Below are 3,152 nucleotides of genomic sequence, written 5' to 3' on the forward strand. Positions count from 1 at the left end.
TGTTAATGTTTTACCTGGCACGGGGCGACCTTCTTTTCTGGCAATATCTCGCCAATGATACAAGGTTTGCACCGCGATGCCTTCTTCCCGAGCGACCTCTGCGACCGTTAAGTTGTGAGGAGGTAATAATTTTTTAAGGATCGCCTCTTTACGTTCTGGTGAATACCGAGCCATATCGTTCTCTTTTGCCGCACCCTGTCTTTAAACATAATGATTATTTAGGGGTGACAACAATCCTGACACAGGGGGCAATGGGTGCGTCATTTATTGACTTTTGTGCCGCGTAAATCCATTAAAGGTCGCCAAAGGGAGGCGCTGCTAGAATGGATTGACGAAGAAATAAGTATTATTGAATCGAACCTGTAGTGGCATAGTGAATTTGGCTATCTAGTAAGAAGTGTCTGGCTTTAATCTTAGCAATTTGGATTCTACAAACTTAAAGATGTTAAGTGATACTTTTTCTGAGTTCAGCTTTAGTCATACTAAAGCGCATTCTCATCTTATTTTTCGACTGAGCGTCTAAGATTGATTGATATGTGACTATTTATGCATGTTGTCCTGCATAAACTGAGTTTTGCACGAGTTAGTCACGATAATGCACAAAACACGTCGATTAAGCGCTAAAACACTCTAAAACTGCACTTTAACTTCTATTAAAGTGCATATCTCTTTTCAAATCAGCAACGTGCAATCTAATTCGTATAGATTCTATCAAGCTGACCAATTGTAGTAGACCACTACACTATCGAAGAATTGGAAAATCTATCAAGAAAACTGGATAGAGTAAAACAAATATCTAGCAATGTCGGTGGGTTATCGAAATCCCTGTTCTAACAGGGCTAAAATCTGATATTGTTTTACTTCGCCACTTGTTTATTTCATCGTGAACTCTGTTTTATTTGGTGAGATAAAGCGTACCGCCTTCAGCAATTGGTTTCTTCTACTGCTCATACTCACGCAGTTATTATCTGTATTCTAGATTAAAGAGAACGCTATTTATGTTTGTGATTGACCAAATTATTCTGCTGGCCTCAATTTTGATTATCCTTGGTATTTTATCCAGTAAATTATCTGCTAGATTAGGGTTACCCGTCCTAGTGCTGTTTCTTATGGTTGGAATGCTCGCTGGTGAAGATGGTCCTGGAGGCATTGTTTTTGACAATGCACAAATAGCCCATGCCCTTGGCTCTTTAGCTTTAGCTATTATTTTGTTTGATGGTGGTTTACAAACACCTATCGCCTCTATTAAACAAGTATGGAAGCCCGCCTCAGTGTTGGCTACTTTTGGCGTATTGATTACTGCTATCATCACTGGTGTCGCAGCGGCCTATATTCTGGATGTATCACTACTTTATGGCTTGCTAATTGGTGCCATTGTTGGTTCCACTGACGCTGCGGCTGTATTTTCATTACTGCGTAATGCAGGTATTCATATCAATCCACGATTAAAATCTACGCTGGAAATTGAAAGTGCGACAAACGATCCTATGGCTATTTTCCTGACAGTGGGTTTGCTGGAAGTTATGGTTAAAGGGCTTGAGCCGGGGACTGGATTATTGATGTTATTTATCCAGCAAATGGGTGTAGGCTCTGCTGTTGGTTTGACTATTGGCTGGTTATCGGTACGTATTATTAACCGTATTCATCTGACGACTTCTGGTTTATATCCTGTGATGGTCGCTGCTTTAGGGTTGCTAGCCTTTGGTATCGCTGCAAATCTGGGAGGCAGTGGCTTTTTAGCCATTTTTATCGCAGGCGTAGTAATAGGTAATAGTCGTTTTGTATTTCAGCGCAGTACCTTTTTATTTCATGATGGTTTGGCTTGGCTGGGTCAAATAATTATGTTTGTATTTTTAGGCTTGTTAATTAATCCTTCTAGTTTGCTTGGTATTTGGAAAGAAGGGTTAATTATTGCAGTAGTGCTAACCTTAGTGGCACGACCTTTGTCAGTGCTTCCTGTACTTAAACTTTTTGGCTTCAACATACAAGAAATGACCCTAGTCTCTTGGGTAGGTTTACGCGGCTCAGTACCTATTATTTTGGCTATATACCCACTTATTTATGGTTTGCCCGGCGCAAATCTTATTTTTAGTGTGGTATTTTTCGTGGTATTGATTTCAGCGACTATACAGGGCTCTACTTTACCCTGGGTTGCACGTACTTTAGGGCTAACTGAATCGCCACCGTCAACACCCGCTGCGACACTAGAAATTACAGCTTTAGGTAATGTGGATGCTGACATTGTTGAGTATCAACTGGGCGAGAACTCACGAGTTTCAGATCGTCGTTTATCACAAATAGCTTTACCTGATGGTACTGTCGTAGCAATGATTACTAGAGGTAATAGTGTTATCCCTCCACGAGGTTCAACTTTCCTATATGCAGGTGACCATTTATTTATTGTGATGAAACCTGAAGTTCGAGATTTTGTTGATATTGTATGTTCTGGCATTACTGAAACAAACTATCAAACATTACCTCAAGCGGAATTACGTTTGAAAGGTTATACAAAAGTAGAAGATTTATATCACTCATATGGTATTGAACTCTCTGCGGATAATCGTTTGTCGTTAGATGCGTTGCTACGTCAGAGCTTCGCTAATGAACCGATCTTAGGCGCTGAAAAAGATTATGGTAAAGTCAGGTTATATGTTCGTGAAATGGTAGGAGCGAGAATTGCGACTGTAGGTATAGTGCCAACCTCAACCTCTCAAGATTAATCTACTAGCTAACACCCTAAGTTATATCGTTTTCGCCATTTTTCTCTAGTAGGTTACCTCACTGGTCAAGCATAATAAAATCATCTTTCAAATAGAATGCCGAGAAATAGTACTCGGCATTCTATATCGTGACATATTGATTTAATTATTGATTAAAAAAGACTAATGTCCAAGGGACTATATACTGAAGAATCCCCTGATGATTTACAAATAAATCATCAAATTAGGGTGGAAGCGCATCTTGTTGCATGATCAAATGGTTTCGCCAAAAACTACACTTGGACAACAAGATGCGCGAAGCCAATATCCTACAACATTCTTTACACCAATACTGCCCAGAACTTCACCTAAAACGATTAAACAGCTTGATGCTGGCCTCTAAGGCACTGATTGAATGTAAGACACTGACCTTGACTGAGTTAGGTCGAAATT

2 protein-coding genes and 1 pseudogene are annotated in these 3,152 nt (G+C 39.9%); 2 read left to right on the top strand and 1 reads right to left on the bottom strand.

What is annotated here, in order from left to right; all coding sequences use genetic code 11:
* Window positions 1-174 (bottom strand): transposase (locus L5M38_RS23925; protein WP_263179001.1); only part of this gene is annotated, 174 nt, incomplete at its 3' end.
* 824 nt (window positions 175-998) lie between these two features.
* On the opposite strand from L5M38_RS23925, the gene L5M38_RS23930 reads away from it, so the two are divergent.
* Window positions 999-2,720, top strand: a complete 1,722-nt coding sequence (locus L5M38_RS23930; protein ID WP_263180525.1) for a potassium/proton antiporter — start codon at window positions 999-1,001, stop codon at window positions 2,718-2,720.
* A 290-nt stretch (window positions 2,721-3,010) separates the two neighbouring features.
* Window positions 3,011-3,152, top strand: a pseudogene (locus L5M38_RS23935) (IS4 family transposase); the annotation flags it as partial.

The organism is Shewanella sp. SM101 (assembly GCF_025654465.1).
In the GTDB taxonomy this organism is placed as follows: Bacteria; Pseudomonadota; Gammaproteobacteria; order Enterobacterales; family Shewanellaceae; genus Shewanella; species Shewanella oncorhynchi.

Excerpts from the sequence above, each read along its gene's own strand:
- L5M38_RS23930 (WP_263180525.1), top strand. The coding sequence starts at position 999 with ATGTTTGTGATTGACCAAATTATTCTGCTGGCCTCAATTTTGATTATC.